The 21,354-nt window shown below is 74.5% G+C and carries 16 protein-coding genes; 10 read left to right on the top strand and 6 right to left on the bottom strand.

Annotated features, from left to right (window positions below):
- Positions 1-154: 154 nt before the first annotated feature.
- Positions 155-1,978, top strand: a complete 1,824-nt coding sequence (gene nhaA / locus ACWF41_RS03265; protein WP_380315578.1) for a Na+/H+ antiporter NhaA — start codon at positions 155-157, stop codon at positions 1,976-1,978.
- A 3-nt stretch (positions 1,979-1,981) separates the two neighbouring features.
- Here the strand turns inward: nhaA and ACWF41_RS03270 are convergent, their stop codons facing one another.
- On the bottom strand, positions 1,982-3,382 hold the full coding sequence (locus ACWF41_RS03270; protein WP_380315581.1) for an FAD-dependent oxidoreductase: 1,401 nt from the start codon (positions 3,380-3,382) through the stop codon (positions 1,982-1,984).
- Positions 3,383-3,468: 86 nt separating this feature from the next.
- Here ACWF41_RS03270 and ACWF41_RS03275 point away from each other — a divergent pair, with 86 nt between their 5' ends.
- The 3 genes from ACWF41_RS03275 to ACWF41_RS03285 are packed head-to-tail and all read left to right on the top strand — an operon-like array spanning position 3,469 to position 5,308.
- The gene (locus ACWF41_RS03275; protein WP_380315584.1) at positions 3,469-3,975 is read left to right on the top strand and encodes a nucleoside deaminase; all 507 of its coding nucleotides are present in this window, start codon (positions 3,469-3,471) and stop codon (positions 3,973-3,975) included.
- A gap of 19 nt (positions 3,976-3,994) precedes the next feature.
- Positions 3,995-4,834, top strand: a complete 840-nt coding sequence (locus ACWF41_RS03280) for a hypothetical protein (protein ID WP_380315587.1) — start codon at positions 3,995-3,997, stop codon at positions 4,832-4,834.
- 33 nt (positions 4,835-4,867) lie between these two features.
- Positions 4,868-5,308 (top strand): arsenate reductase ArsC, encoded by a 441-nt coding sequence (locus ACWF41_RS03285; protein WP_380315590.1) that lies wholly within the window; start codon positions 4,868-4,870, stop codon positions 5,306-5,308.
- Between the two features lie 40 nt (positions 5,309-5,348).
- Here the strand turns inward: ACWF41_RS03285 and ACWF41_RS03290 are convergent, their stop codons facing one another.
- On the bottom strand, positions 5,349-6,776 hold the full coding sequence (locus ACWF41_RS03290; protein ID WP_380315593.1) for an FAD-dependent oxidoreductase: 1,428 nt from the start codon (positions 6,774-6,776) through the stop codon (positions 5,349-5,351).
- A gap of 100 nt (positions 6,777-6,876) precedes the next feature.
- Here ACWF41_RS03290 and ACWF41_RS03295 point away from each other — a divergent pair, with 100 nt between their 5' ends.
- Both ACWF41_RS03295 and ACWF41_RS03300 read left to right on the top strand, forming a co-directional pair.
- Positions 6,877-7,251, top strand: coding sequence for an ArsR/SmtB family transcription factor (locus ACWF41_RS03295; RefSeq protein WP_380315596.1), 375 nt, complete (start codon positions 6,877-6,879; stop codon positions 7,249-7,251).
- A gap of 187 nt (positions 7,252-7,438) precedes the next feature.
- Entirely contained in the window at positions 7,439-10,792 is a 3,354-nt protein-coding gene (locus tag ACWF41_RS03300; RefSeq protein ID WP_380315599.1) for a family 16 glycoside hydrolase, read from the top strand.
- Positions 10,793-10,853: 61 nt separating this feature from the next.
- On the opposite strand, the gene ACWF41_RS03305 is transcribed toward ACWF41_RS03300, so the two are convergent.
- Positions 10,854-12,110, bottom strand: coding sequence for an MFS transporter (locus ACWF41_RS03305; RefSeq protein WP_380326493.1), 1,257 nt, complete (start codon positions 12,108-12,110; stop codon positions 10,854-10,856).
- Positions 12,111-12,197: 87 nt separating this feature from the next.
- Between ACWF41_RS03305 and ACWF41_RS03310 the strand changes: the two genes are divergently transcribed.
- Both ACWF41_RS03310 and ACWF41_RS03315 read left to right on the top strand, forming a co-directional pair.
- Positions 12,198-13,268 carry a hypothetical protein gene (locus ACWF41_RS03310; protein ID WP_380326496.1) on the top strand — a complete coding sequence of 357 codons (1,071 nt, stop codon included), beginning with the start codon at positions 12,198-12,200 and terminating at the stop codon, positions 13,266-13,268.
- 124 nt (positions 13,269-13,392) lie between these two features.
- Positions 13,393-16,119: a M4 family metallopeptidase gene (locus ACWF41_RS03315; protein ID WP_380326499.1), complete on the top strand. Its 2,727-nt coding sequence runs from the start codon at positions 13,393-13,395 to the stop codon at positions 16,117-16,119.
- A 76-nt stretch (positions 16,120-16,195) separates the two neighbouring features.
- Here the strand turns inward: ACWF41_RS03315 and ACWF41_RS03320 are convergent, their stop codons facing one another.
- Positions 16,196-17,041, bottom strand: coding sequence for a LysR substrate-binding domain-containing protein (locus tag ACWF41_RS03320; RefSeq protein WP_380324625.1), 846 nt, complete (start codon positions 17,039-17,041; stop codon positions 16,196-16,198).
- Between the two features lie 89 nt (positions 17,042-17,130).
- Here ACWF41_RS03320 and ACWF41_RS03325 point away from each other — a divergent pair, with 89 nt between their 5' ends.
- Positions 17,131-18,384: an MFS transporter gene (locus ACWF41_RS03325; protein WP_380324622.1), complete on the top strand. Its 1,254-nt coding sequence runs from the start codon at positions 17,131-17,133 to the stop codon at positions 18,382-18,384.
- Here ACWF41_RS03325 and ACWF41_RS03330 read toward each other — a convergent pair.
- Together ACWF41_RS03330 and ACWF41_RS03335 are read right to left on the bottom strand one after the other, a co-directional pair.
- Positions 18,381-18,791 (bottom strand): hypothetical protein, encoded by a 411-nt coding sequence (locus ACWF41_RS03330; protein WP_380324619.1) that lies wholly within the window; start codon positions 18,789-18,791, stop codon positions 18,381-18,383. The two genes, ACWF41_RS03325 and ACWF41_RS03330, sit on opposite strands and share 4 nt — an antisense overlap.
- A 50-nt stretch (positions 18,792-18,841) precedes the next feature.
- Positions 18,842-20,320 (bottom strand): SH3 domain-containing protein, encoded by a 1,479-nt coding sequence (locus ACWF41_RS03335; RefSeq protein WP_380324616.1) that lies wholly within the window; start codon positions 20,318-20,320, stop codon positions 18,842-18,844.
- 128 nt (positions 20,321-20,448) lie between these two features.
- Here ACWF41_RS03335 and ACWF41_RS03340 point away from each other — a divergent pair, with 128 nt between their 5' ends.
- Positions 20,449-21,234: an alpha/beta fold hydrolase gene (locus ACWF41_RS03340; protein ID WP_380324613.1), complete on the top strand. Its 786-nt coding sequence runs from the start codon at positions 20,449-20,451 to the stop codon at positions 21,232-21,234.
- Positions 21,235-21,354 lie beyond the last annotated feature (120 nt).

The following is a 21,354-nucleotide window of genomic DNA, read 5'->3' on the forward strand; positions in this document are numbered from 1 at the left end:
GGGCGGTCCGAACATTCCCGGTTCCGCTCCCTGCACCACTCGTCCCCACCCCGGGAACACCCACGCCCGACGCGGATGTTCCCCCAGCGGCCGGCGGGCCCGGAGCGACGTACGCTCCTCGCGGACCCGCACCCAGCACGGACGGGAGACACCCATGGCGGTACGCGCGCTGGCCGAGCGGCTGCGCACCGAGTCGGGCGCGGCGCTGCTGCTGGTGGGCGTGACCCTGCTGGCGCTGGCCTGGGCGAACTCGCCCCTGTCCGGCGCGTACGAGGCGCTGTGGGCGCTGCCGATCAACGTCGACGTCGGCGACCTGCGCTTCGACCTCGACCTGCACCACTGGGTCAACGACGGCCTCATGGTGCTGTTCTTCTTCGTCGTCGGGCTCGAGGTGCGCCAGGAGCTCGCCGTCGGGGCGCTGCGCCAGCGCAGCCAGCGCCTCGTCCCCCTCGTGGCGGGGACGCTCGGCGTGATCGTGCCCGCCCTGATCTTCCTCGCCGTCGCCGGCGGGGCCGACCCGCACGGCTGGGGCGTCGTCGTCGGCACCGACACGGCGTTCCTGCTGGGGGCGCTCGCGCTCGTCGGGCCGGCGATGTCGAGCCAGCTGCGCGTCTTCCTGCTCACCCTCTCCGTCGTCGACGACTTCCTCGCCGTCGGGATCATCGGCGTCGTCTACTCCGAGGACGTGCGCCTCGTCCCGCTGCTGGTCGCCGTCCTCAGCCTCGGCGCCCTGTGGCTGCTGGGCCGGATGCGGCAGTGGCGCAGCTCGCCCTACGTGCTGGTCGTCGTGGTGCTGTGGGGCGCGACCGTGCAGGCGGGCGTGCACCCGTCCATCGCGGGCATGCTCGCGGGCCTGCTCGTGCCCGCGGTCGCGACACGGCGCGACGACGTGCTGGTGGCCAAGAGCCTGTTCCGCGACTACTGGCAGTCGCCCAGCGCCAGCGTGGCGCGCAGCGCCCGCGTCGGGCTGGCCCGGTCGATCTCCGTCAACCACCGCCTGCACGACGTGCTCCGCGGCCCCGTCTCCCTCGTCGTCGTGCCGCTGTTCGCCCTCGCCAACGCGGGGATCGACCTGCGCGGCGGCGCCCTGGGCACGGCGCTCGGCTCCGTGATCACGTGGGGCGTGGTGGCGGGCCTGGTCGTGGGCAAGCTGGTGGGCATCGGGCTCGGCACCTGGGGCGCGATCCGTGCCCGGCTCGGCACGCTGCCCGACGGCGTGGGCCCGGGCAGCGTGCTGGGCGGCGCGGCCCTGTCCGGCATCGGCTTCACCGTGTCGCTGCTGGTGGTGGACCTCGCGTTCGACGGCACGCCCGCCGGGCAGGCCGCGACGGTCGGCATCCTCATCGCGATGGTGCTGTCCACGCTGCTCGGGTGGGCGATCTTCACCGTCGCGCGCGTCCGCTACGGCGAGGCGAGCGCCGACCTGCCCGTCACCCTCACCCCGGACGTCGACCCCGAGCGCGACCACGCGAAGGGCGAGGCCGACGCCGCGCACACCGTGGTCGAGTACCTCGACTTCGAGTGCCCCTTCTGCGCCCGCGCCACCGGCATGGGCGCCGAGCTGCGCGCGCACTTCGGCGACCGGGTGCGGTACGTCGTGCGGCACCTGCCGCTGGAGGACGTGCACCCGCACGCCTACCTCGCCGCCGTCGCGGCGGAAGCCGCCGAGCGGCAGGGACGCTTCTGGGAGATGCACGACCGGCTGTTCGCGCACCAGTCGCGCCTGGAGCCCGACGACCTGCGCGAGCACGCCGCGGAGCTGGGCCTCGACCTCGAGCGGTTCGACGCCGACATGGTCGACGAGGAGCTGCACGCCCGCGTCCGCGCGGACGAGGCGAGCGCGGTCGCGTCCGGCGCGCGGGGCACGCCGACGTTCTTCCTGGACGGCACCCGGCACCGCGGCCCGCACGACGCACGCACGCTCATCGCCGCGCTGGAGGCGCACGAGGACGACCCCGCGCTCCGCCGGCGGTCGTGACCGTCAGGCCGGCGGCAGCGCGCCGAAGAGGTCGTTGAGCGCCTCCGTCATCGACGGATGGGTGTAGATCTCGTCGCGCAGCTGGGAGGCGGTGGCACCGAGCCGCATCGCGAGCGCGACCGTGTTGATCGTCTCGTGCGCGTCGTGGCTCAGCATGGTCACGCCGAGCACCTCGTCCGTGTCCGCGTCCACGACGGCCTTCATCAGCCCCCGGGTGTCGCGCACGATCCGCGCCCGCGGCACCGTGGCCATGTCGGCCACCCGGCGGGTGGCGACGCGCAGCCGCCGGCCGGACGCGCGGGCCTCGGCCTCGGTCATGCCGGCCCGCGCCAGCGGCGGGGTCATGAACACGGCCGAGGCGATCGCGCGCCGGTCCGCCCTGGAGCGCACGCCGTCCCCGACGAGCTGGTCGAGCACGATCCGGTAGTCGTCCAGGGAGACGTACGTGAACTGCGGGCCGCCGTTGACGTCCCCGACGGCGAAGACGTGCGGCCGGCTGGTGCGCAGGTGCTCGTCGACGACGATCGCGCCGCGCGCGTCGGTGGCGACGCCCGCGGCGTCCAGGTCCAGGTCGGCGGTGTGCGGGGTCCGGCCCAGCGCGGCGAGCACGACGTCGCCGCGGACCTCGTCGTCCGGCCCCGCGGCGTCCCGGTAGGCGACCACGGCCTCGGCCCCGTCGTCGTGCACCGCCGTCACCGCGGCTTCCGTGAGCACCTCGACGCCGGACGCGGCGAGGATGGCCGTCGCCTCCGCGGCCACGTCCGCGTCCTCGCCCCGGAGCAGGCGCGGCCCGCGGGCGAGCAGCGTGACGCGGGCCCCGAAGGCGGCGTGCATCGACGCGAACTCGACGGCGACGTACCCGCCGCCGAGGACGACGAGCTGCTCCGGCCGCCGCTCGCGCGCCAACAGCTGGGTGCTGGTCACCACGTGGGCGCTCTCGCGCAGGCCGGGCACCGGCGGGAGCGCGGGGTCGGCGCCCGTGTTGACGACGATCGTGGCGGCGGTGACGCGCAGCGTGTCGTCGCCGGCCCGCACCTCGAGGGTGTGCGGGTCCGTGAACCTCGCCCGGCCGGTCACGACCGTCACGGTGTCGAGGGCGTCGAGCATGGCGAAGTTCTTGCCGCGCAGGAGCGACGTGAGGTCGGCGGTGCGCCCGACGGCCCGCGCGTACCGTGCGTCGTCGTCGAGCGACGCGTCCGGCGTCTGCGCCTCGTGCACCAGCGCCTTGGTGGGCACGCAGCCGATGTTGATGCACGTGCCGCCGTACATCTGCGCGGACTGCTCGATCATCACGACGCGGCTGCCGCGGCGCGCCATCGTCGCGGCGAGCGTCTTGCCGCCCTTGCCGAAGCCGATCACCGCGAGGTCGGCGTCGAGGCTCGGCACGCTCTCGTCCTGGCTCATCCGGGTTCCTTCGGTCGGTCCTGCGTCGGACGATAGGCGGGGCCTCCCCGTCGCGCCCGGCGGGGGCGATGCGAGAAGATGTCGATATGGGATACCAAACTGAGCCCGTGGCCGATGCCGACCTGCCGTACCTGCGCCGGTGCGTGGCCCTCGCGCGCGAGGCGCTGGACGACGGCGACGAGCCGTTCGGCTCGCTGCTCGTCGACGCGCGCGGCGTCGTGCGGTTCGAGGACCGCAACCGCGTCAAGGGCGGCGACCAGACCCGGCACCCCGAGCTCGAGATCGCCCGCTGGGCGGCCGAGCACCTCACGCCGCAGGAGCGCCGCGAGGCCACCGTGTACACCTCGGGCGAGCACTGCCCCATGTGCAGCGCGGCGCACGCGTGGGTGGGTCTCGGCCCGATCGTCTACGCCGCCGGCACCGCCCAGCTCACCGCGTGGCTGCAGGAGTGGGGTGTGGCGGCCGGGCCGGTCGCGGCGCTGCCGGTGGGCGACGTCGCGCCCGGCGTCCCGACCCGCGGGCCCGCCCCCGAGCTGGCCGACGAGGTCCGCGCCCTGCACGCCCGCCTGCACGGGGTGCACGACCCCGCCTGACGATGGTTGCCTGGGGAGGATGAGCACCTCCCACGAGCCCACCGCCCCCGCCCGCCACCCGTGGACATGGCGGGTGGTCGTCCTCGTGGCGGTCGTGGTGGTCGCCGTCGTCGCCTGGCTGGTCGTGCGGGGCGATGGCGGCGGCGCGCCCGCCGCGTCGCCGAGCGCGACGACGACGTCCGCCGGCGACCCCACGCCCGACGAGACGGGCTCCTCGGACGCGGCGTCCGAGCCCACGGGCGCCGCGGGCTGCCCTGCCACCGACGACGGCACGCCGGACGGCGCGGACACCCACGAGGCGGTGGACGTGGACGGCGACGGCGAGGCGGACACCGCCTGGCTGACCGGCGGGACCGACCGTCGCTTCGGCATCACCACCGCGTCCGGGGCCACGTTCTCCGTCGCCGTCGACTCGGCGAGCCCGCAGCGCGCGTCCGCCGTCGTCAACGTCGTCGCGGCGGGCGACGGCACCGCCCCGATCGCCCTGGTCGACACGGGCCGCGAGGTGCTGCTGTTCTCCGCGGCGGACTGCGACCTCGCCGCGACGCAGAACCTCACCGGGGGCGCCTACACGTTCGACAAGGGCTTCACCGGCCACGGCACCGGCGTGGGCTGCACCGAGGTCGACGGGGCGCTGCACCTCGCGGGGCTCGACGCGACGTCCGCCGACGGCAGGTCGTTCACCGTGACGCGCACGTTCGTCGACCTGGACGACGACGCCCTCACCGCCGCCAACGGCGAGGAGTCCACCGTGGCGACCGACGCCGGCCCCGACGAGCCGGTGGTCGTCACGGCGCAGGAGACCAGCTGCGGCGAGCTGGCCGCCGGCACGGACGGCCCGGTGGAGCCGGAGTCCTGAGCCTTGCCACCGCGCATCGACGTCGATCAATATATGAGCATGCCCACCCGCCCCGACGACGCCTCCCGGCCGTCCGTCCTGTTCGTCTGCGTGCACAACGCCGGTCGTTCCCAGATGGCCGCGGGCTTCCTGCGCGCCCTCTCGGGCGGTGCCGTCGAGGTCCGGTCGGCCGGCTCGATGCCCGCCGACCGGATCAACCCCGTCGCCGTCGAGGCGATGCGCGAGGTCGCGATCGACCTCACCGCCGAGCAGCCGAAGGTCCTCACCACCGACGCCGTCCAGGCCTCCGACGTCGTGATCACCATGGGCTGCGGCGACGCGTGCCCGATCTTCCCGGGCAAGCGCTACGAGGACTGGGAGCTCGACGACCCCGCCGGCCAGGGCATCGACGCCGTCCGGCCCATCCGCGACGAGATCCGCCGCCGGGTGCGCGAGCTGCTCGCGTCCCTCGGCGTCGACCCCGTCGGCCACTGACCGCCCCGACACCCTTCGACCCAGCGGAAGGCCGGTGAGATCAGCTCTCGCCGTCGCCGGAGCGGCCGTGCGCGACGCCGGACGCGAACCCGACGCCGGCCGGCGCGCCCACGCCGAGCGTGACGAGCTGCGGCTCGGCCGGCGCCGTGCCGCAGCAGGACCCGGCCGACGACTCGCCGTCGGCCGCCAGGGCCAGGTCGCTGGAGCACACTCCGGTGGCGGGCAGGTCCAGCTCGACGGCGTCGGCCGCAGCCCGGTCGCCCGCGAGCGCCGCGGCGACGGACCGCACCTGCTCGTACCCGGTGGCCAGGAGGAACGTGGGCGCGCGGCCGTAGGACTTCATGCCCACCAGGTAGAAGCCGTCGTCGGGGTGGGACAGCACCGCCTCGCCGTGCGGGGGCACCGTGCCGCAGGAGTGCTGGTTGGGGTCGATGAGCGGCGCGAGCGCGCTCGGGGCCTCGACGACGGGATCGAGGTCGAGGCGCACCTCCCGCAGCATGTCGAGGTCGGGGCGGAAGCCGGTGGCGTTGACGATCGCGTGCACGTCGAGGTCCAGGGGCTCGTCCTTGGCGGTGCCGACCACCTGGACCGACGCGGCGTCCGACCCGGTGCCGGGGACGAGCCGCTCGATCGAGACGCGGGTCAGCAGCCGCAGCCGTCCGGCGTCGACGGCCTCGTGCAGCCGGGTGCCGAGGAGCCCGCGGGCGGGCAGCTCGTCGTCGGTGCCGCCGCCGAACAGGCGCCGCGCGGACCCGCCGCGGATCGCCCAGGTGATGGTGGTGCCCGGCGTGGACTCGGCCAGCTCCACCAGGCTCAGCAGCGTGTTCGCCGCCGAGTGGCCCATCCCCACGACGAGCGTGTGCCGCCCCGCGAAGCGGTCGCGGTCGGCGCCCAGGACGTCGGGCAGCGGCCCGGTGACGAACGGCGCGGCGTCGGCCTCGCCGGCCGCGGGCAGGCCGCTGACGCCGAGCGGGTTCGACGTCGCGAACGTGCCCGACGCGTCGACCACGGCGCGGGCGAGCACGTCGACGACGCGCCCGTCGGCGCCCACCGTGCGCACGCGGTAGCCGCGGTGCTCCCGCCCGAGCGAGCGCGTCTTGTCCGCGCCGTCCCGCGCGACGGCGAGCACGCGCGTGCCGGTGCGCAGCCGGGACGCGATCTCCGGCGTCGCGGCCAGCGGGGCGAGATAGCCCTCGACGAGCTCCCGGCCGGTCGGCAGGGCGTCGGGGTCGGGCGACGTCCACCCCGCCGGCTCGAGCAGGCGGCGGGCGGCGGCGTCGACGTCGTACCGCCAGGGCGAGAACAGCCGCACGTGCCCCCATGACGCGACCGCGGCGCCCGCGCGCTCCCCGGCCTCCAGCACCAGCGGTTCCAGCCCGCGCTCCAGGAGGTGCGCCGCCGCGGCCAGTCCCACCGGCCCGGCACCGATCACCACCACCGGCAGCTCGCCCCGCACGATCTCGCTCATCACCGCTCCTGCCTCTCTGCGTCCTCACCCATCGACGGCTGTCGATAGGTCGATCGTGATGCACCCATCGACGGTTGTCAATATGTGGGAGGATGGGGCCATGTCGACGATCGAGCTCCCGCTGGCGGACCCGCCCGCCCCCGCGCCCGCGGCCGGCTGCTGCGCCCCGGCCACGGGCGACGTGGTCGACCCCGGGACTGCCCGCGACCTGGCCCGGCAGCTGAAGGCCCTGGCCGACCCCACCCGGCTGCAGCTCGTGGCCATCGTCGCCGCGCACGACGGTCACGAGGCGTGCGTCTGCGACCTCACCGAGCCGGTCGGTCTCTCGCAGCCGACGGTCAGCCACCACCTCAAGATCCTCGTCGAGGCGGGCTTCCTCGAGCGCGAGCAGCGCGGGCGCTGGGCGTACTACCGCGCGGTGCCGGGGGCCGTCCAGGGCCTCGCCGGCACGCTGGTCGGCTCGCTCGCCGGCTAGGCCCACCCCCGCCGCCCCGACGTCGCGCACGGACGCCGAGAGCGGACCCCATCCTCCTTATGCCAGACACTAGGCAAAAGTTGTAGACAAACCCCCAGAAGGATGGCAGCGTCGTCTACTGCTCAGCGGCGGGGACGACAACGTGAGCTTCGCCGACCCGATGATCGGCTGACCAAGGAGAGCAACGATGCTCGAACGCACCAGCCTGCCGGTGACCCGCCGGCTCAGGCACCGACGCGGCGCGGCCGCCCTCACCCTCGGCGCTCTCGTCGCCGCGGGGTGGGCCGCACCCGCCGCGGCAGAGCTCCCGGAGCAGGAACCCGGCGTCACGCTGCGGACCTTCCAGCTCGCGCAGGACCCCGGGGCGGTCTGCACCCTCAAGTCGGGCCAGACGCCGAACGTCGACAAGCTCATGCCGACGATCGACTGGTCCACCGCCGAGCAGTTCGGCGCGGAGGACAACTTCATCTCCCAGGCCCTCGCCACCCTGCACGTCCCCGCGGACGGCCAGTACCAGTTCCGCGTCACCAACGACGACGGCGCCCTCGTCTCCATCGACGGGCAGCTCGTCCTCGAGAACGACGGGCCGAACGACTCCACCTCCGTCGAGGGGACCGCCACGCTCACCGCGGGCACGCACGACCTGCGGGTCGACTACTACGAGGGCAGCAACAAGCAGCGCCTCACCCTCGAGTGGAAGACGCCGGGCAGCACGGCCTTCGAGGTGATCCCGACGTCGGCCCTCAGCACCGAGGCCGGCGTCGTGCGCGTGACCGCGCCCGGCTTCAAGTACTGCGAGGGCGCCACCGACACGGCCGGCGACGGGCTGCGGCTCGACACCGTCAACCCGAACTACGAGCTGGTCAACCTGCGCCCGGAGGGCTTCGAGCCCAAGGTCTCGGGCCTGTCGTTCACGCCCGACGAGAAGCTGGCCGTCGTGACCACGGGCGAGGTCAGCTCCGGAGGCTGGGAGCCCGACCCGACGTCCGGCGAGGTGTACTTCCTCGACGGCGTCGTCGACGCGAAGGGCCCGGAGGACGTCACGGCGACGCTCGTCGCGGACGAGCTGCTCAACCCGATGGGCATCGAGGTGATCGACGACTCGATCTTCGTCTCCGAGCGCTACCAGCTCACGCAGCTCACCGACCCCGACGGCGACGGCTTCTACGACAAGCACACGAAGATCGCGGAGTGGTCCGACGGCGGCAACTTCCACGAGTTCGCGTTCGGCCTGATCCACGACGAGAACTACTTCTACGTCAACCTCTCCGTCGCCATCAACAACGGCGGCGCGACCACCAACCCGCAGCCCGGGACCAACCGCGGCACGTCGATCAAGATCGACCGCAAGACGGGCGAGGTCACGTACGTGGCGGGCGGCCTGCGCACCCCGAACGGCATCGGCTTCGGGCCCGAGGGCGCGATCTTCGCGACCGACAACCAGGGCTCCTGGCTCCCCGCGAACAAGCTGATCCACATCCAGAAGGACCACTTCTACAACCACTACACGAACCCGGCCGGCCCGTTCGACTCGCAGCCGGTGTCCCCGCCGGCGGTGTGGCTGCCGCAGAACGAGATCTCCAACTCCCCCAGCAACCCGTTCCTCGTCAAGGAGGGCGAGTTCGCCGGGCAGATGCTCGTCGGCGACGTCACGTACGGCGGCATCCAGCGCGCCTTCCTGGAGAAGGTCGACGGCGAGTTCCAGGGGGCGGTCTTCCGCCACACCGCGGGCCTCGAGGTCGGCGTGAACCGCGCCATCTACGGCCCCGACGGCGCGATCTACGCCGGCGGCACCGGCGAGGGCGGCAACTGGGGCGAGACCGGCAAGCTGCGGTACGGCCTGCAGAAGCTGGTCCCCGTGAACGAGGACTCCTTCGACATGAAGGAGATGCGCGTCATCGAGGGCGGCTTCGAGATCGAGTACACCGACCCCGTGTCCGACGACGTCGTCGCGAAGCTGGCCGACGCCTACAAGATCCGGCAGTGGCGCTACATCCCGACGCAGCAGTACGGCGGCCCGAACATCGACGAGGAGCCCCTCTTCGTCGACGAGGCGACCGTGTCCGACGACCGCAAGACCGTCACGCTGAAGATCGACGGTCTGCTGCCCGGCCACGTGGTCCACATCCGCTCGCCGCGCCCGTTCACCTCGGCGAGCGGCGCCGAGCTGCTGAGCACCGAGGCCTGGTACACGCTGAACTCGCTGCCGGGCTACGTCGCCCCGGCCGACCGCGGCTGGTACGAGGCGGAGCTGGCGCAGCCGCTCGGCGGGTCGAGCATCGCGACCGACCACAGCAACTGGTCGGGCTCCGGCTTCGCGGCCGGCATGACGTCCACCGGCTCGGGCCGCACGTTCTCCGTCACGGTCCCCGAGGCGGGCACCTACCCGGTCAACGTGCGCTACGCCAACGGCACGCACCCGTACCCGGACCTGCGCTCGAAGCGGGTCTCGCTGTACGTCAACGGCGAGGACCTGGGCCAGTGGACGTTCCCGACCACGGGGAGCTGGAAGGACTGGGGCGTGCAGACGCGCGACCTCGACCTCCGGGCCGGCGCCAACACCATCAAGCTCGTGTACGAGACCGGTGACGAGGGCAACATCAACATGGACGTGCTTTCCGTCGGCAAGGACAACCTGGACGTCTGCGAGCCGGGCGAGGTCGAGGCCGGGTACACCGCGCTCTTCGACGGCACCCTCCAGAGCCTCCAGGACGGCTGGCGCATGGCCGGGCCGGGCGGCTTCGGCCGGCAGGACGACTGCTCGATCAAGGCGTCCGGCGGGATGGGCCTGCTCTGGTACCAGGAGGAGCTCGGCGAGGACTACAGCCTCCGGCTCGACTGGAAGCTCTCGAAGGACGAGAACGGCGGCGTGTTCGTCGGGTTCCCCGACCCGGGCGACGACCCGTGGGTGGCCGTCGACAAGGGCTACGAGCTCCAGATCGACGCGACCGACGCCCCGGACCGCACCACCGGCGCGGTCTACACCTTCCAGGGCGCCGACCCGGCGGCCGTCAAGGAGGCGCTCCAGCCCGTCGGGAAGTGGAACGCCTACGACCTCCGCGTCGAGGGCGACCGCATCCGCGTGTACCTCAACGACCGGCTCGTCAACGACTTCACGAGCAAGGACCCGGCGCGGCTCCTGAACAGCTTCGTCGGGATCCAGAACCACGGCAGCTCCGATGCGGTCAAGTACCGCGACATCCGGTTCCGGAAGCTCTCGCCGGACGGGGACGCGGCGAGCGCCGTGCAGGTGCAGCTGCGCCCGGCGTCCGTCGTGGGCGGCACCGACGCCCGCGTCGAGGTGCGGGTCGGGGCGGCCGAGGACCGCGGGTCCACGCCGAAGGCGACCGGGTCCGTGACGGTCGACCTCGGCGGCCGGTCGGTCCTCGCCGACCTCGTCGACGGCCGCGCCGTCGTGGACGTGCCGACCGACGGCGTCGAGCCGGGCGAGCACGACGTCGTCGTCCGGTACGACGGCGACACCCGGTACGCGCCGAGCGAGCTGACCAAGAGCCTCACGGTCCGGGCTCCCCGGCAGTAGGCGGGACAGCGGGCGGGACGCCCCGGGCGCTGCGGCGCCCGGGGCGGATCCCCCGCCCGGGTCACCCGGCGGTCGACCGCCGGGTGAGGAACAGGACCGGGATCAGCAGCAGCGACAGCACGCCGCCGCCGAGCGCGAGGGTGGCGTAGCTCGACCCGGCCATCACGACGCCCGACATCGCACCGCCGCCCGCGCCCGCGAGGGCGATGAGCACGTCGACCGTGCCCTGCGTGCGGGCGCGGGTGGCGGGCGTGGTCGCGTCGACGATGAGCGCGGTGCCCGCGATGAGGCCGAAGTTCCAGCCGAGGCCGAGCAGCGCGAGCGCCAGGATCAGCAGGCCCATCGAGTCGCCCGGCGCCGCCGCGCCCGTCACGCCCGCGAGCAGCAGCGTCACCCCGGCGGCCACCGCCATCGGCACCCGGCCCACCCGGTCCACGAGGGCGCCGGTCACCAGGGACGGCAGGAACATCGCCGCGACGTGGATGCCGATGACGAGGCCGACGTCGCCCAGGTCGTGGCCGTGCCCGCGCATGTGCACGGGCGTCATCGTCATGATCGCGACCATCGCGACCTGCGTCAGCACCATCACCGTCGCGCCGACGACGACCCCCGAGGGCACCCTCCGCGCCGCCGGGACGCCGTCGAGCGCGGCGACGGAGGGCGCACCGTCGGCCCGCGCGGCCTCCCGCGCCAGCTCCTGCGCGACGAGGAACGGGTCGGGGCGCAGGAACGCGAACAGGGTGGCCCCGGCGGCGAGGAACGCGACGGCCGCGAGCAGGAACGGCCCGGCCAGGGCCGGGAGCCCCCACGACGTCGCGAGGACGCCGAGCGGCTCCACGAGGTTGGGGCCGGCGACCGCGCCGAGCGTCGTCGAGACCATCGCGACGCTCGCCGCCGTGGCCCGCCGGTCCGGCGCGGCCAGGTCGGTGCCCGCGTACCGGGCCTGCAGGTTCGTGGAGGTGCCCGCGCCGTAGACGAACAGCGACACCAGGAGCAGCGGCACGACGTCGAGCGCGGCCGCGGTGACCACGCCGACGGCGCCCAGGCCGCCCGCGAGGAAGCCCAGCCCGAGGCCGACGCGCCGCCCGGCGCGCTGCGTCACCCGCCCGACGAGGAAGGCCGCGAGCGCCGACCCGAGGGTGAACAGGGCCGTCGGCAGCCCGGCGAGGCCCTCGCCGCCCAGCATCTCCTGGGCGAGCAGCGCGCCCACCGTGACGCCCGCCGCGAGCCCCGCGCCGCCCAGCACCTGGCTGGCGACGACGACGGTCAGCGTGCGGCGCTGGAGCCGGCGGAGCTGGTCGGACCGGGGGGACGCCATCGCGGGCCTCTCGTTCGGGGGTGTCGGGCCCGGGCAGCGTAGCCGTCCGAGACACCGCCGTGACGTGCGCACGGTACGTTCTGGCCGATGCTGACAGAGCGTGACGCCCCCGACGACCCGGGCCCGGTCCCCGACCCGCCGATCGCGGCGCTGACCGGCTTCGACGCAGGCCAGGACGCCGTGTACCGACAGCTCGTGGACCAGCCCGGGAGCACCGTGGCCGACCTGCTCCCGCCGGAGGCGGGGCCGCCGCTGCCGGTGGCCGTCGCGGCCACCCTCGAACGCTTGGTCACGCTGGGGCTCGCCGTCGCCGAGCAGGACGAGGACGCGGTCCGCTACCGGGCGACGTCACCGACGCTGGCGCTCGCGCCCCTGCTGGACGCCCGCCGTGCCGCGCTCCGCGAGGTCGAGGAGGCCGTCGCCGAGCTGACCGACCGGCACCGGGCCGCGCAGTCGCGCACCGGGGGCGGGCCGGTCGAGGTGGTCGTCGGGCAGGCGGCCATCCGCCGCCGGCTGCTGGCGATGCAGCACGAGGCCCGGCACCAGGTCCGCACGATGATGCCCGCGCCGAGCCGCACCGTGGTCATCACGTTCGCGGACAACTTCGACGAGGCCGAGCGCGGTGCGATGGAGCGCGGGGTCGTCATCCGCACCGTGATGGACGTGCGCTGGCTCGACGAGCCGGCCTCGCTGCGTGCGCTCGGCGGCTTCGTCGAGCTGGGCCAGCACATCCGGGTGTCGGAGGACGTGCCGATCAAGCTCGTCCTCGCGGACGACGACGTGGCGCTCCTCCCGCTCGACCCGATGCGCGACGAGACGGAGGAGCCGGTGTCCCTGGTGGTGCACCGCAGCGGGCTGCTCACCGCCCTGAGCACGCTGTTCGAGCAGTCGTTCCGCGGCGGCTGGCCGCTCGGCCTCCCCCGGGACGACGGCGAGGAGGAGGCCGACTCCCGCCCGGACGTCGTGGACCGGCGCATCCTCGCGCTGCTGCGCGTCGGCCTGACGGACGCCGCGATCGCGCACCGGCTGGGCATGGGGCACCGCACGGTGCAGCGCCGGCTGCAGACGCTGATGTCCGCGGTGGGCGCGACCACCCGGTTCCAGCTGGGCTGGAGGGCCGCCGACGCCGGTTGGCTGGACACCGTCCCGCCCTCCTGACGGCGGCTTTGCGCCGTGGCGCCTTTGCGCCCGGCTCAGGTCCTTGCCCGGAGCGCCCGGCCCGGCGAGCCTTCTCGACATCGAGCGCGAGCGCACGCCTCGCGCACGGGACGGGAGAGCACTGGTGACGACACGACGACGCATCCTTGCTGCAGGACTCGCCACGGCGACGACGAGCGCCGTGCTGCTGGCCACGCCCGCGTGGGGCGACGAGGCCCCGGCACCGACGCCGGGTACGACGGCCGGGGCGGCGGTGGCGCCCGCGACCACGCAGGGCTTGGACGACGCGCCTCGCGCGGGCACGCCGCGACAGGCGGCACTGGCCTACATGGCGGACCACGAGGACGTGTACGACGTCCCCGCGGCGGACCTCCAGGTGGTCCGCACCACGACCGACGGCGCGCAGACCGCGGTGCGCCTCCAGCAGCGGCACGACGGCGTCCCCGTGTTCGGGGCGCAGTACGCGGTGCAGACGCAGCGCAACGCGACGGCGCGCTCGGCGGCTCCCGCCCAGGACGTCACCTCGGCGACGGGCACCCTGTACACCGACCTCACGGTGTCGACGACGCCGACGGTGAGCGAGGCGACCGCCCAGGGCCGCGTCATGTCCCTGGACCCGACCCTGCGCCGCGTCGTCGAGCCGCAGGTGGACCGCGGCGGCCTGGTGGTGCTGCCCGACGCCTCGGGCGGCTCCCTCACCTGGCACTTCACGGTGCGCGGGGCGCTGCCCGACGGCAGCCCGGTGCGGCAGGAGGTGTACGTCGACGCGCACGTGGGCGGCGTCGTGCTGTCGTACAACAACGTGGACGCCGCGGACGCCGGCGACGCCGACCCCGTCGAGGCGACCGGCACCCGGATGGACGGCTCCACGGTGACGCTGCAGGCCAACCGCGAGGCGGACGGCACGGTGACGCTCGTCGACTCCAGCCGGTCGATGTTCGAGGCCACCGGCGGCCAGCTGCGCACCTATGACGCGCAGCGCGCGAAGTACACCGACCTGTCGGGCGGCCCGGTGCCGCAGTCGGTGCCGCTGGTCTCCTCCGCGACCGGCGTGTTCGCGGACGCCGCGACCACCTCGGGCGCGGTCGACGCGCACGTCAACGCCGGCAAGGTGTACGAGTTCCTCGCCGACGAGCTCGGCCGCGACGGCGTGGACGGCCAGGGCGGCTCGATGTACTCCGTCGTCAACGTGTCGAGCAACGGCACCAGCGACTACGCCAACGCGTTCTGGGACGGCAGCAAGATGGTCTACGGCCACATGGACGGCGTGCCGCTGTCCGTGGGGCTCGACGTCGTCGGGCACGAGATGACGCACGGCGTCACCGAGCACTCCGCCGGCCTCGTCTACCTCAACCAGTCGGGCGCGCTCAACGAGGCGATCTCGGACTACTTCGGCAACGCCATCGAGACCGCCGACAAGGGCGTCGCGATGGACGACCCGACGTCGGGCCTCGTGGGCGAGTACCTGTGCAACGGGGAGGGGACGCTGGAGGACTGCGCGCTGCGCGACCTCAACGACGGGCGCACCACCATCGACGACTACGAGATGATCACGCTCGACGTCGACAACGGCGGCGTGCACTACAACTCGACCATCGTCGGCGGGGCCCTGTGGGACCTGCGCAAGGCGATCGACCAGCAGCTCGCGGACCAGATCGTGTACCGCACCGCGCAGAACTACCTGACCCCGCTCTCCGGGTTCACGGCGATGCGCGACGCCGTCACCCTCGCGGCCGAGTCGCTCGACGTCCCCGGCGACGTGCTCGACGCGATCGACGCCGCCTTCGACGCGCACGGGATCAGCGAGGGGTGGGAGCAGCAGGCCGGCACCCAGGACGGCACCGTCCTGGCGGCGCAGGTGATCCCCGCCTACGAGCTCTACTCGGGCGTCGACCAGGAGGCCGCGCAGATCTCCGGCGACACGTACGTCGTCAGCCACGGCGACGCGATCGCCTGGGACCAGGGCGCGAACAAGTTCTCGCTCACCGTGGGCCGGTTCGACAAGAACCCCGCCAGCGGGCACGAGGTCGCCGAGGACGGCGCGTACCTGCTCGACCCGTCCGTCGACTCGCGCCGGGTGGTCTTCACCCGCATCACCGCGGACGGCGTGGGCGTCTACGGCGTCGGCGACAAGGGCCAGGGCGCGATCAAGCGCCTCGTGGACGAGCCGGGCGTCGACGAGACCGAGCCCGTGACCGACGAGGGCACCCTGGCCTGGCTGGCGACCACGCCCGACGGCGAGACGGACGTCATGGTCCGCACCGCGGACGGCACCACGACCAATCTCACCCCCGAGGCGGGCACGGTCGCGAGCACGCTGACCATGCGACAGGGCCGGGTGGCGTGGGCCGGCGACGACGGCACGTGGGTCTACGTGCACGACCTCGCGTCCGGCGAGACGCAGAAGAAGCGCATCTCCGGCTTCCTCTTCGGGCTGGTCTCGGACATCCAGCTCACGTCGGACCGCGTGTTCTACAGCGACGACCAGCACTTCCTCATCCCGTCGACGTCGCTGTCGTCGGCGCCGCTGGCGGACCTGTCGAAGGCGGCCCGCATCAAGACCGCGTCGACGACCTACCTGGCGCAGTTCTCCGTCACCGACTCGTACTTCGCGTACTCGTCGTACGACCTGTGGGGTGCGCTCGGCGCCTGGTCGACGGCGCCGAAGGTGCTCGTCGCGCCGACGGCGGACGTCGTCGCCGGCACCGCCTCGTGGGGTGCCGTGACCTGCTCGACCGGGGCGCAGCTCGCCCCGGCGCTGGGCGACGGGCAGCGGGCCGTGTGGCTCGACACGTCCGCCGCCGACACCGACGTCGTCACCCGAGCCACGTTCGCGGGCACCTGCGCCTGACGAGGGGCTGACGGCAGCGGCGCCGGGGTGGGACCGTCCGGGGGGCGGTCCCACCCCGGCGTCGTGCTGCGAGGGGTCAGGAGATCAGCCCGGCCGCCGCGGGCGGGCGCGCCCGGTCGGGCCAGGCCACGCCGAGGCGGCGCGTGGCGCGCGGGCGCAGGGGCACGTAGACGGGGTCGGCGGCGTCGGGCCGCTCGGGGCGGGGCAGGACGGCGACGCCCAGCCCGGCCGCCACCAGCCCGCGGATCGTGTCGACCTCGCTGGACTCGAAGGCGATCTCCACCTCGACGTCGTGCGCGCCGAGCATCCCCTCGACGACGCCCCGCAGCTCGGTGGTGCGGGAGAACGCGACGAACCGCTCGCCCTGCAGGTCGCCCACGCCCACCCCGGCGCGGCCCGCGAGGCGGTGCCCGGGCGGGACGGCGACGCACAGCACCTGCTCGTGCAGCAGGCGCCAGCCCGTGGGCCGGGTGGACGGCGGCGGGGTGACGAGCGCGAGGTCGAGGACGTCGTCGTCGAGCCAGCCGAAGAGGTCCTGCGCGAAGCCCTGGCGCAGCTCGAAGCGCCGCTCCGGGTCGTCGCGGCGCAGGTCGGCGACCACGCGCGGCACCAGCCAGCGCGCCACGGACTGCAGGAAGCCGAGCCGCACCGTCCGCGCGCCGAGCGCCTCCTGCCGCACGTGCCGGCGGGCCACCTCGATCTCGTCGAGCACCCGCGCGGCGTCCGTCCGGAACCCGAGGCCCGCGCGGTTGAGCGCGATGCGGCGGCCGTGGCGGCGGAACAGCTCGACGCCGAGGCCCGCCTCCAGCCGCGACAGCGTGCGCGACACGGTCGACTGGTCCACCCGCAGCAGCGCCGCGGTGTCGCGGGTGCTCTCCGTCTCACACAGCGACAGGAACACCCGCAGCGTCTGCTCGTCCATCCGGCCTCCTCGGCTCAGATGCGATTCTGGCATCAGATGACCCGTCGGGATCATTTTGCGCATCGACACCCCGGGGGCACCGTGGACCGGTGACCGCCGAGCTCGCCGCCGCCCCGCGCACCGCCGTCGCGCCCCTGGAGGGCCACCGCCCCGGCTCCCGGGCCTACCGTCGCACCCTGCTGGGCCTGATGGCCGGCGGGCTCGCGAACTTCTCCCTGCTGTACTACGTGCAGCCGCTGCTGCCCCAGGTCGCCGCACACTACGACGTCTCCGCGGGCGCCTCCGCGCAGGTCCTGTCCGTGACGACGGCGGCGATGGCGGTCGCGCTGCTCGCCGTCGGCCCGGTCGCGGACCGGTTCGGGCGGGTCGAGGTGATGCGCTGGTCGCTGCTGGCGTCGGGCGTGCTGGGGCTCGCGAGCGCCTTCGCCCCGACGTGGGGCAGCCTGCTGGTGCTCCGTGCGCTGGCCGGCGTCGCGCTGGCGGGACTGCCCGCCGTCGCGCTCGCCTACCTGCGCGAGGAGATGCACCCCGGCGCCCACGCGCGCGCCAACGCCGCGTACATCGCGGGGACGGCGGTGGGCGGCGCCGTCGCACGGCTCGTGCCGGGACCGCTCGCCGCCCTCGGCGGCTGGCCGCTGGCCACCGAGGTGCTCGCCGGCACGACGCTCCTGGCCGCCGCCGCCCTGTGGGTGCTGCTGCCGCGCTCCGCCCGGTTCACGCCGCGCCCGCTGCGGCTGGGGACCGTCCTGACCGCCACCGCGTCCGCCTACCGCGACCCCGTCGTCGCGCTGCTGTGCGCCGTCGGCTTCGCCAGCATGGGCACGTTCGTCGGGGTGTACAACGCCGTCGCGTTCCGGCTCGAGGCCCCGCCGTTCTCCCTGGGGAGCGCCATCACGCTCGTGTACCTGGCGTACCCGGTGGGCATCGTCACGCCGTCCGTCGCGCAGCTGCTGGCCCGGCGGCGCGGGCGCGGCACGGCCGTGGTCGCCGGGCTGCTGCTGCTCGCCGCGGGCGTGGCCCTCACGGCGCCCGCGCACGTGGCGACCGTCGTCCTGGGCCTCGGCGTCCTCACCGTCGGGTTCTTCTGCGCCCACTCGCTCGTCAGCGGCTGGGCGGTGGACCGCGCGCACCGGCAGGGCCGCGGCACCGCGCAGGCGTCCAGCGCCTACCTGTTCGCCTACTACGTCGGCAGCGCGGTCATGGGTGCCGTCACGACGCACGTCTGGGAGGGCGCCGGGTGGGGCGGCGTCGTCGCCGTGTCGACGGGCACCACCGCCGTCGCCGTCGCCGCGGCGGCCGTCGCGGCCCGCCTCGACCGGCGACCACCAGAGGCCGTCGCCTAGGACTCCACCGGCACCCGCTGTCCGGCACGCTTCCCGGCGCCGCGGAACGCGCGTGCCATGACCACACCCCAGATCGGCGCGATCACGACGACGAGGCCCAGCCACCCGAGCACCTGGACGCGCGCCTCCTCGAGGCACTCCTGCGGGAAGGGATCGTCCGGCGTCGACGCCCCGACCAGCCGGTCGGCGGCGGATCCCGTGCACGTGAGTCCGTCCACCGTGGAGGCCGGCGCCACCGCCGCACACAGGGCGACGACGACCAGCACGAGCACCATGACGCTGAGCACCCACGTGGACCAGTGGGGCCGCACGCGGAGCCCGACGGCGACCCCCGTCACGGCGATCACCGCCACGGCGAGAGCCAGGAGCGCGATCATCAGCGCCGCGCCCAGGTCGGGTCCGCTCATCCCGCCTCGCCTCCTCACGATCGGTCGACCGTGAGCGTAGCGGTGCGGCGTCAGCGCGGCCTGGTGGCCGACAGGTAGGCGGTCGAGACGAAGCCGGTGCGCTTGCCGACGGTGACCTTCTGCCACCCCTTCGACGCCGCGCCGACGTGCGTCACCCTGGTGCCCTTCGCCAGCCGGGTGAGCACGGCCGACGACGTCGTCGGCTTCGCGCGCAGGTTGAGCGACGCGACGGTCACGTACGAGACCTTGGCGGCGGGCGTCGTCGTGCCCGGCTTGGCCACCGGCGCCTTGGTGGTCAGGTACGACGTCGCGACGTAGCCGGTGCGGGTGCCCGCCTTGACCTTCACCCAGCCCTTGGACGGCGCGGCCGTCTGCGTCACCTTGGTGCCCCTCGCCAGCCGGGCCAGGACGGCGGAGGACGTCGACGGCTTCGCGCGCAGGTTCAGCGACGTCGCGTTCACGTACGCCACGGTCGCCGTCGGCGCGGTGGGCTTCGTCGGGGCGGTGGGCTTTGTCGGGGCCGTGGCGGTGAGGTACGCGGCCCACACGTAGCCGGTGCGCGTCCCCGCCTTCACCCTCACCCAGCCCTTCGACGGCGCGGCCACCTGCGTCACCTTCGTGCCCCTCGCCAGGCGCGCCACCACGCCGGAGGACGTCGAGGCACCCGAACGCAGGTTGAGCGACGACACGTTCACGTACGCCGTCTTCGCCGTCGGCGCGGCCGGCGTCGCGGGCGGGACGGTCGCGGGCCGGCGCGGGGTCACGTACGACGCGGAGACCCACCCGGTGCGCGACCCGTACGTCACCTGCCGCCAGGTGCCGGAGGCGGCGCCCGGCTTCGCGGTGAGGGTCGCGGCTCGGGGCACGACGGCGAGCACCGGCGACGCCGTCGACGGCCCGGAGCGCAGGTTGACCTGGCTGCTCGCGTAGTAGGTGCACGACGTGGGCGTGCTGCGCACGGCGACCCGCGTCGCGGTGGCGCGCAGGTCGACGCCGCGGCCGCGGAGGTAGCTGAGCGGGTCGGTGTGGGTCGCGCCCGAACCGTAGACGCCGTTCCACAGCTCCAGGTGGAGGTGCGGACCGGTCGAGTTGCCGCTGGAGCCGACGTCGGCGATGCGCTGCCCCGCGGTGACCTTCTGGCCCGCGCGCACGTACCGGTCGCCGTCGACCACGTGCCCGTACACGGACGAGACGGTGCGGCCGCCGAGGGTGTGCCGCACCACCACGACCTGCCCGAAGCCGGGGGCCGCGCCCGCCTTCAGCACGACGCCGTCGGCGATGGCTCCCACGCGCACGCCGCGCGCGGCGCCCATGTCCTGCCCGAGGTGCCACGTCGACGCCCCCGCGACGGGCATGCAGCGCGGCCCGTAGTACGACGAGAGCGAGTACGTCTTCGCAGGCAGCGGCGCCACGACCCCGGAGGACGCGACGGCCGGCGGGGCGACGAGCACCCCTGCCGCGGCCGTGCCGAGCGCGACCGTGCCGGCCACGAGGAGGGCGCGCAGGCGCCCGGTCACCGATGTCGTCACGCACGCCCCCTGTGGCACCGATCCGATCACGAGCAGCGTGTCGGGTCGACATCGCTGCCGTGACGGTACGAAGGAATCGCGCGGGCCGCCCGGGGTGAACGGACATTGCGGCTATCTAGGGTGGTCCCATGCCGTTCGCGATCGCCGAGGACTCCGCCACGATCGCCTACCAGGTGCGCGGCGAGGGCCCTGCGCTCGTGCTGCTCGCCGGACAGGCGAACTCGCACCGCTGGTGGGACCCGGTCCGCGACGGCCTCGGCGCCGGGCGCCGCACGATCACGCTCGACTGGCGCGGCACCGGCGCCTCCGGCCCCACGGACCGGGAGCTCACCACCCGCCGGCTCGCGGGCGACGTGGCCGCGATCCTCGACGACCTGCGGCTCGAGCGCGCGGACGTCTACGGCACCTCGATGGGCGGCCGGGTGGCGCAGTGGTTCGCCGTCGACCACCCGCACCGGCTCGACCGCCTGGTGCTGGGCTGCACGACGCCGGGCGGAGAGCACGCCGTCGAGCGCACCCTGGAGGTGCGGCGCGCGATGGTGCAGCCCGACCGGCGCGCGGCGCGGCGTGCGCTGCTCGACCTCATGTACACGCCCAGCTGGCTCGACGCCCACCCCGGCCCGACGACGGTGGAGGGCGACCCGTCGATGACGCCGCAGGCCCGGCGCGACCACCTGCGCGCCAGCGACGGGCACGACGCCTGGGAGCACCTGCCACGGGTGCTGGCGCCCACGCTGGTGCTGCACGGCGCGGACGACGTGCTCGCCCCCGCGGTCAACGCGACGCTGCTCGGCGACCGGGTCCCCGGTGCCCGGGTGGAGGTGCTGCCGGGGCTGCGGCACGCCTACTTCCACGAGGGCGAGGCGGTGGCGACGCCGCTGGTGCGGGAGTTCCTGACCTCCGCCGCGAGGTGACCGTCGGGGGTGACCCCTGAGCAGCCCCTGAGCCCGGCGTCCTCCCCCGGTCGTACGCGGGGCCGCGCAGGTTCCGCTCCGGGGCCGACGCGGGCGCCGCCCGCCCGTTCGTAGCGTCGT

It is taken from the genome of Isoptericola sp. NPDC055063 (genome assembly GCF_053608125.1).

What these genes read in the sequence shown, in the direction of transcription:
- nhaA (WP_380315578.1), top strand. Translation starts at nt 155, where the DNA reads ATGGCGGTACGCGCGCTGGCCGAGCGGCTGCGCACCGAGTCGGGCGCG.
- ACWF41_RS03270 (WP_380315581.1), bottom strand. Translation starts at nt 3,382, where the DNA reads ATGAGCCAGGACGAGAGCGTGCCGAGCCTCGACGCCGACCTCGCGGTG.
- ACWF41_RS03275 (WP_380315584.1), top strand. Translation starts at nt 3,469, where the DNA reads ATGGGATACCAAACTGAGCCCGTGGCCGATGCCGACCTGCCGTACCTG.
- ACWF41_RS03280 (WP_380315587.1), top strand. Translation starts at nt 3,995, where the DNA reads ATGAGCACCTCCCACGAGCCCACCGCCCCCGCCCGCCACCCGTGGACA.
- ACWF41_RS03285 (WP_380315590.1), top strand. Translation starts at nt 4,868, where the DNA reads ATGAGCATGCCCACCCGCCCCGACGACGCCTCCCGGCCGTCCGTCCTG.
- ACWF41_RS03290 (WP_380315593.1), bottom strand. Translation starts at nt 6,776, where the DNA reads ATGAGCGAGATCGTGCGGGGCGAGCTGCCGGTGGTGGTGATCGGTGCC.
- ACWF41_RS03295 (WP_380315596.1), top strand. Translation starts at nt 6,877, where the DNA reads ATGTCGACGATCGAGCTCCCGCTGGCGGACCCGCCCGCCCCCGCGCCC.
- ACWF41_RS03300 (WP_380315599.1), top strand. Translation starts at nt 7,439, where the DNA reads ATGCTCGAACGCACCAGCCTGCCGGTGACCCGCCGGCTCAGGCACCGA.
- ACWF41_RS03305 (WP_380326493.1), bottom strand. Translation starts at nt 12,110, where the DNA reads ATGGCGTCCCCCCGGTCCGACCAGCTCCGCCGGCTCCAGCGCCGCACG.
- ACWF41_RS03310 (WP_380326496.1), top strand. Translation starts at nt 12,198, where the DNA reads ATGCTGACAGAGCGTGACGCCCCCGACGACCCGGGCCCGGTCCCCGAC.
- ACWF41_RS03320 (WP_380324625.1), bottom strand. Translation starts at nt 17,041, where the DNA reads ATGGACGAGCAGACGCTGCGGGTGTTCCTGTCGCTGTGTGAGACGGAG.
- ACWF41_RS03330 (WP_380324619.1), bottom strand. Translation starts at nt 18,791, where the DNA reads ATGAGCGGACCCGACCTGGGCGCGGCGCTGATGATCGCGCTCCTGGCT.
- ACWF41_RS03340 (WP_380324613.1), top strand. Translation starts at nt 20,449, where the DNA reads ATGCCGTTCGCGATCGCCGAGGACTCCGCCACGATCGCCTACCAGGTG.